We start from the raw sequence: 7171 nt of genomic DNA, 5'->3' as shown, positions 1-7171 counted from the left end.
GCCCCGGTGGGGCGCCGGGGCCGCGGGTTCCGTCTGGAGAGCCGCGGCAAGGTGGCCCCTGGGGCCCTGCTGGTCCCCAGCAGGGCGGGCGGCCGGGAGGCCCCGGTGGGGCGCCGGGGCCGCGGGTTCCGTCTGGAGAGCCGCGGCAAGGTGGCCCCTGGGGCCCTGCTGGTCCCCAGCAGGGCGGGCGGCCGGGTGATCCGTTCGGGGCTCGGAGGCCGGGTGACGGTGCGCCTCAGCAGGGGGACCGGCCGGGTGCCGGTCCCGGGCCTCGGCGGCCCGGGGATGGCGGGTCTGCGCCGGGGGAGCGGGTTGGCGAGATGGGCTCGGCTCAGCGGCAGGCGCAGGGGGAGCGCTCGGGCCTCGCGGCTGAGGGGCAGGTGGAGCGCTCGGGCCGCGCAGGTGGGGCACGGCGGGATGAGCCCGTGTCCGGAGATCAAGCCGGGACGCGCCGGGATGGGATGGTTGCTGGCGATCGGGCGGCTGGGGCGCGCCGGGATGGAGCTGTCGCGGGTGCTCCGGCAGCCGGGGTGCGCGGTGGTGGCGCGCTGGCCGGTGATCAGGGTGAGGCGCGCCGGGTTGGGGCGGGTACCGGTGATCAAGCTGGGGTTCGCAGGGATGGTGCGGGTGATCAGGGGCGCCGGGATGGTGCGGGTGATCGGGCTGGGGTGGGCGCCGGTGGTCAGGGGCGCCGGGGGGTGGCTGGTGAGCAGGGTGGAGCGAGTGGGGATGGCCCCCCTGGGGAGGGGGGTCGCAGGCGGCGGGTTGGGGTGATGGTGGGGGTTGCGGTTGTGGTGGTGGTTGCGGTGGCTGCGGGGGTTGTGTTCGGGGTGCCTGGGGTTGCGGAGCGGTTGGGGTTGAGGGGTGGGGAGGGGGTTGCGGTGGCGCCGCCGCCTGCGGCGGTGCGGTTCGAGCCGGTGCTCGGGGGGCCGGTGGAGGGGGCTCCGCCGAGTGCGCAGGGGGTGGCCAAGGCGTTGGCCGGGCCTGCTGCCGACCCCGATCTCGGCACCCTCACCGGGGTCGTCATCGATCCGGTGAGCGGGCAGGCGCTGTTCAGCCGGAACCCCGGCACGCCGCTGGTCCCCGCGTCGACCACCAAGCTGCTCAGCACGGCCGCCGTGCTGCTCACCCTCCCGCACACCGACCGGCTGGTCACCAAGGTCGTCGCGGGGGACGAGCCGGGAACGGTGATCATCGTCGGGGGTGGCGACCCCACGCTGTCGTCGCTGCCCGTGGGCGAGGAGTCCGTCTTTCCGGGCGCTCCCCACCTCGACGAGCTGGTCAAGCAGGTCAAGGCCGCCGGTCCCGTCGACACCGTGCTGGTCGACCTCACCCGGTACACCGGGGAGGGCCTCGCGCCCGGGTGGCTGCCCGAGGACGTCCCCGCAGGCCACATCACCCCGATCGTGCCCGCGATGATGGACGCGGCCAGGCAGGACCCGACGGAGGCCGTCAGCCCGCGGTCGGGCAACCCGGGCCGGGCGCTCGCCGAGGAGTTCGCCAAGCGGATCGGCGCGCGGGTGCCCGCGGACGCTCTGGCCACCGCCAAGCCCGACGCCAGGGTCCTCGGCCAGGTCGAGTCCGCGCCGATCGTCGAGCTCGTCCACACCGCGGTGCAGCGCTCGGACAACGTCCTGGCCGACACCCTGATCCGCGAGCTGGCCATCGCCACCGGCCAGGAGCCCTCCTTCGCGGGCGCGACCACCGCCGTGGCGAACGTGCTGCGCGAGAACGGCTTCGACGTCGACCAGCTCGTCCTGCGCGACGGCAGCGGCATGTCGACGGAGAACCGGGTCACCGCCGCGCTGCTCGGCGAGGTGCTCAAGGCCGCGGCCGCGCCCGACGGCGCCGACCCGCGGACGGCCAAGCTGCGGCCGCTGCTGGCCGGGCTGCCGGTCGCGGGCGGCAACGGCACCCTCAACAAGCGCTACCTCGACGGCCCGTCGGCGGCGGGCAAGGGCTGGGTCAGGGCCAAGACCGGCACGCTGTCGGCGGTGAACTCGCTGGCCGGGGTCGTGCTCGACAGCGACGGGCGGCTGCTGGTGTTCGCCCTGATGTCCAACGGCACCAACCCCGCCGACGCCCGCCCCGCGCTGGACGCCGTCGCCGCGGCTTTGCGTGGGTGCGGCTGTCGATGAAGGGGGTAGCGTTGGCCGATGTGAACCCCGTTACCCGGACCGGGCAGGCGCCTGTCGATTGGGACCTCGCCACCGCGACGGCGAAGCGGCTGGTCCGGCCGGGGCCGGTCGTGCCGCTGGCCGAGGCCGAGCGCACCGTGGCCGACCTGCGCGCGGCGACCGTCGTCGCCGAGGAGCACGTGCGCGGGCTGACCGGGATGGGCCACGGGCTGCCGGTGCGCGAGGGCGACGTGGTCGACCGCGACGGCTGGATCGAGGCCGCCGCCCAGGGGATCGCCGTGCTGACCGAGGGCGCGCTGCCGTCGCGCTCGGGCAAGGTCGGCGGGGTGCTGTCGGGCAGCGCGGGCGTGCAGGCCGGGATGGTGCTGGCCTACCTGGGCAGCCGCGTGCTCGGCCAGTACGACCCCTACGGCGGCGCGGACGGCAGGCTGATGATGGTCGCCCCGAACATCGTCGCCGCCCAGCAGGTCCTCGACGTGCCGCCCGCGGACTTCCAGCTGTGGGTCGCCCTGCACGAGAGCACCCACCGGCTCCAGTTCACCGCCGTGCCGTGGCTGGCCGACTACTTCCGCGGCCAGGTGGCCGGGTTCATCGCCGGGCTGGAGGACGAGGCGAGCGGCCTGCTGTCGCGGCTGCCCGAGGTGCTCAAGGCCGCCCGCTCGCGCCCGGACCCCACCGCGTCGACCGGGCCGCTGGCGATCGTGGAGCTGCTGCAGTCGCCCGCCCAGCGCGCCGCGTTCGACCGGCTGATCGCGCTGTCGACGCTGCTGGAGGGCCACGCCGACCACGTGATGGACGCCGTGGGCCCGGGCGTGGTGCCCAGCGTCGCCACCATCCGGCGGCGGTTCACCGCCCGCAGGCGCGGCGGCGGCGTGCTCGACCGCGTGCTGCGCTCGCTGCTGGGCGTCGACGCGAAGATGAAGCAGTACGCGGTGGGCGCGAAGTTCACCAAGCACGTGGTGGACGCGGTGGGGATGGCCGGGTTCAACCGCGTCTGGGAGTCGGCCGAGACCCTGCCGCTGCGCGCCGAGCTGGGCGAGCCGGACGCCTGGTTGCGCCGGGTGGCGTGAGCGGGCCCGATCCCGCGGTCGCCGACGTCCGCCGGGCGGTGCGCGCCCTGCTGCGCCGCGCCGACCCGGGGCGGGTCGTGGTCGCGGTCTCCGGGGGCGCGGACTCGCTCGCGCTGGCCGCCGCGGCCGCCCACCTGCGCCCGGTCGAGGCGGTCGTCGTCGACCACGGCCTCCAGCCGGGCTCGGCCGAGGTTGCCGCGCGCGTGGTGGACCAGCTCGCGGGGATCGACGTGCCCGCGCGGGTCGTCCAGGTGACCGTGAGCGGCCCGGGCGGGATCGAGGCGGCGGCCCGCCGGGCCCGGTACGCGGCGCTGCGGGCGGCGGCGGGCGACGGGCTGGTGCTGCTCGGCCACACCCGCGACGACCAGGCCGAGACCGTGCTGCTCGGGCTCGGCCGCGGGTCGGGGCCGCGGTCCATCGCCGGGATGCGCCCGCTGGACCCGCCGTGGGGCCGCCCGCTGCTCGACCTGCCGCGCGCGACCACCGCGGCCGCCTGCGCCGCGCTCGGGCTCACCCCCTGGCAGGACCCGCACAACGCCGACCCGCGCTTCACCCGGGTCCGCCTGCGCACCGAGGTGCTGCCGCTGATGGAGGAGGTCCTGCAGGGCGGGGTCGCCGCCGCGCTGGCCCGCACCGCGGCCCAGCTGCGCGAGGACCTGGCCGCCCTGGACGACCTCGCCGCGACCCTGCTCACCCGCGCGGGCGACCCCGATGGGCTGATTGTGGCCGAACTCACCGGGGCCCCGCCCGCGCTGCGCAGGCGGGTGCTGCGGACGTGGCTGCTGGGCCGCGGCGTCCCGGAGCTGACCGATGCGCACCTGCGCGCCTGCGACGACCTCGTCGGCGACTGGCGCGGTCAGCGCGGCGTCGCGCTCCCCGGCGGCTTTGTGGCGCGCCGCGCGCATGGCAGGCTGAGCTGCGAACGGCCGAGTTGACGGCGCCGACCCGAGTGAAGGACCACTGTGTACGACGGTGACATCGCCTCCGTGCTGATCAGCCGGGACCAGATCGACGAGAAGATCACCGAGCTGGCCAAGCAGGTGGGGGCCGACTACGCCGACACCCCGTCCGATCTCGTGCTGGTCGGCGTCCTCAAGGGCGCGGTCATGTTCATGACCGACCTGGCCCGCGCGCTGCCGGTCCCCGTGCAGCTGGAGTTCATGGCGGTCAGCTCCTACGGCTCGGCGACCTCCTCCTCGGGCGTCGTGCGGATCCTCAAGGACCTCGACCGCGACATCGCGGGCCGCGACGTGCTGATCGTCGAGGACATCATCGACTCCGGCCTGACCCTGTCGTGGCTGCTGAAGAACCTCGCCTCGCGCAACCCGCGCTCGCTGGAGGTCTGCTCCCTGCTGCGCAAGCCGGACGCGGTGAAGGTGGAGGTGCCGGTGAAGTACGTCGGCTTCGACATCCCGAACGAGTTCGTCGTCGGCTACGGCCTCGACTACGCCGAGCGCTACCGCGACCTGCCCTACATCGGCACCCTCGACCCGCGGGTCTACACCTCGTAGTCCGAGTTCCCCTGATCGCCTGACCGGGTGCACCCAGGTGCGTTAGCCTGCGGATCAACTGCTGCGGGTGAGCAGCCGACGGGGACCAGGGAGAGCAGACGTGTACGACGCAACCGGCATCGGCGGCGCCGTCGGCGCCTTCGCGGGGGCCGCGGCCAGCGGCATGGTCGCGGTGGACCCGGACGCGGCCCAGGCGGCGATCAAGGAGATCGGCGCGGTCCGCGACGAGCTGTCCCTGCTGCTGCAGAGCGCCGACGCGGCGGGCCAGGAGGTGCAGATCGGGGCCAACCCCGTCGGCACCGCGATGGCCAAGAAGTCGATGGAGCGCTTCGACGGCTCCGGCGACTCCTTCCTGCACCTGGTCCGCCAGCTGCTCGACCAGACCGACCAGGCCGAGCGCGCGCTGAACCAGGCGATCGCGAACTACAAGGACACCGACTACGGCAACGCGGCGCGGGTCCGGGGCTGAGCCCGTGCGCAGCACACCGGTGGTGATGGTGGCGCTGCTGGCGGCCCTGGCCGCCTGCGGCGCCGAGCCGGGGACCCCGACCACCGCGCCCACCACCACCGCACCCGCCACCGCTCCGGCCGAGGCGACCACGACGGCCGCCCCCGCCACCACGACGACGCAGGCCGACCGGGAGGTCCGGTACCAGCGCGACGAGCTGTGCGAGCTGCTGACCCCGGCCGAGGCCGCGGAGTTCGGCTCGGCCAACCCGCGGCCGGGCAACAGCATCACCACCGGCTCCGAGCAGTGCCAGTGGGGCGGCGACCTCGGCATCACCATCGACTTCATGCTCGACGCGGCAGGCGTGCGGCCCACCGACGGGAGCACCTCGGAGATCGAGGTGGCCGGGACGCCCGCGGTGCTGACCAAGACCGCCGAGAAGAGCGAGCTGTGCCTGGTGCGGGTCAAGCTCAACGACGACCGCTCGGCCATGACCTTCGGCGTCGGCGTGCTCTCCGCCGGGCGCGGCAAGGGCTACGACACGTGCGATGTGGCGAAACAGGTCGCCGGAATCGTCATACCCAAGGTGAAGGGCTAGGGGGCAGGACATGCCTAACGGTGATCAGCCGCGTTACGACACGCACGAGTACGCGGGCGACCGGGCTGACGACATCTCGATCGCCATGCGGAACATGCCCGACGAGGACCGCTCCACCAACGCCGAGCTGCAGCAGAGCATCGCCGAGTACCAGCGCGAGCAGCTCGCCGGGCACGTCGAGATCGGCGACGACCGGGTGGTCGTCCCGCAGAACTGGGCCAGCCGCACCAGCACCGAGCTGTACGCCGCTGGCACCGAGAAGAACGTGCCCACCAGCGCCGACGGCCTCGGCCGCGGCTTCACCGAGGGCGGCAACCGCCTGGCCGAGGCCGCCAACCGGCTGCTCGACGCGGTGACCAGCCTGGAGCACGCCTGGCAGGGCGAGGCCGCCGAGGCCGCCCGCGGCGCGCTGCGTCCGCTGGCCCTGCGCACCGGCCAGGCCGGGGTCTCCGCCCAGTACATGGGCACCGCGATGTCCGACCAGGCGATGGCCGCGGCCACCGTGCGCAACCTGCCCGAGCCGGTGGAGTTCGACCGCGACGCCGAGCTGACCAAGGCGCTGGCCAACCCCAACCCGGTGGCGGGCATGGCCGACCTGCAGGCCAAGGAGCAGCACGCCCGCGAGGTCAAGGCCGAGCAGGTCAAGTACCTGACGAACTACACCACCACGATGGCCGAGATCGACGCGCGCACGCCGACGTTCGTGCCGCCGCCGCCGAGCAGCACCGACACCGGGCGCGGCCAGGGCTACCAGGACGGCACGCGGGTCACCTACAGCGGCGTCGGCAGCGGCGACCGGTTCACCCCGCGCGGGGACACCGGCTCCCTCGACAGCAGGCCCGGGTTCATCCCCGGCCACGGCCCGAGCAACCCGGGCAGCGTCGTCCCGATGCCCGGCTACGACGGCATCGACACCAGCACCGACCAGTCCGGCTACACCCCGCCGTCGCACACCCCGGTGCAGCCCCCGGTCACCGTCAACCCCGGCCCCACCCCGGCCCCGCAGCCGAGCCCGACCGGCCCCAGCCCGTTCGGCCCGGTCACCAGCGGCCCGACCGGCCCGACGGGCGGCAGGCCCCCGATGGGCGGGCCGCGCGGCCCGTTCGGCGGCGGCCCCTCCGGCGCAGGCGGCGCAGGCCAGGGCGCGGGCCCGCGTCCCGGCGCAGGCGCGGCGGGCATGGGCGGCATGGGCCAGGGCGGCGGCCCGGCGGGCGGACGGCCCGGCGGCCCCGGCGCGGGCGCGGGTGGCCGCGGCGGCGCGGGCATGGGCGCGGGCGGCGGCGGCCGCGGCGGCCAGGGTGAGGAGGACACCGAGCACCAGCGGGCGTCCTACCTGGTCGAGCCGGACCCGGAGGACACCTTCGGCACCGACCAGATCACCGCGCCGCCCGTCATCGGGGGCTGAT

General features: G+C 75.4%; 7 protein-coding genes. All 7 read left to right on the top strand.

Annotated features, from left to right (window positions below):
• Positions 1-881: 881 nt before the first annotated feature.
• The 7 genes from dacB (at position 882) to ACWEPX_RS05395 (ending at position 7170) form a co-directional block, all read left to right on the top strand.
• Positions 882-2138, top strand: a complete 1257-nt coding sequence (gene dacB, locus ACWEPX_RS05425) for a D-alanyl-D-alanine carboxypeptidase/D-alanyl-D-alanine endopeptidase (protein WP_451895869.1) — start codon at positions 882-884, stop codon at positions 2136-2138.
• Complete coding sequence (locus ACWEPX_RS05420) at positions 2135-3208, top strand: zinc-dependent metalloprotease (RefSeq protein WP_451895868.1); 1074 nt, start codon at positions 2135-2137, stop codon at positions 3206-3208. The genes dacB and ACWEPX_RS05420 overlap by 4 nt, the downstream gene beginning before the upstream one ends.
• A complete protein-coding gene (gene tilS / locus ACWEPX_RS05415) occupies positions 3205-4143 on the top strand; it encodes a tRNA lysidine(34) synthetase TilS (RefSeq protein WP_451895867.1) in 939 nt (312 codons plus the stop codon). Before ACWEPX_RS05420 ends, tilS begins: the two co-directional genes overlap by 4 nt.
• Before the next feature lie 27 nt (positions 4144-4170).
• Positions 4171-4719, top strand: a complete 549-nt coding sequence (gene hpt / locus ACWEPX_RS05410) for a hypoxanthine phosphoribosyltransferase (protein WP_451895866.1) — start codon at positions 4171-4173, stop codon at positions 4717-4719.
• Between the two features lie 100 nt (positions 4720-4819).
• Positions 4820-5188, top strand: coding sequence for a PE domain-containing protein (locus ACWEPX_RS05405; RefSeq protein WP_451895865.1), 369 nt, complete (start codon positions 4820-4822; stop codon positions 5186-5188).
• Between the two features lie 4 nt (positions 5189-5192).
• On the top strand, positions 5193-5765 hold the full coding sequence (locus ACWEPX_RS05400; protein ID WP_451895864.1) for a DUF3558 family protein: 573 nt from the start codon (positions 5193-5195) through the stop codon (positions 5763-5765).
• Positions 5766-5775: 10 nt separating this feature from the next.
• Entirely contained in the window at positions 5776-7170 is a 1395-nt protein-coding gene (locus ACWEPX_RS05395; RefSeq protein ID WP_451895863.1) for a hypothetical protein, read from the top strand.
• Position 7171 lies beyond the last annotated feature (1 nt).

The sequence above is a fragment of the Actinokineospora sp. NPDC004072 genome (assembly GCF_053604195.1).
Note: the sequence above shows the minus strand (reverse complement) of the source record. Positions and strands in the feature narration are given on the sequence as shown.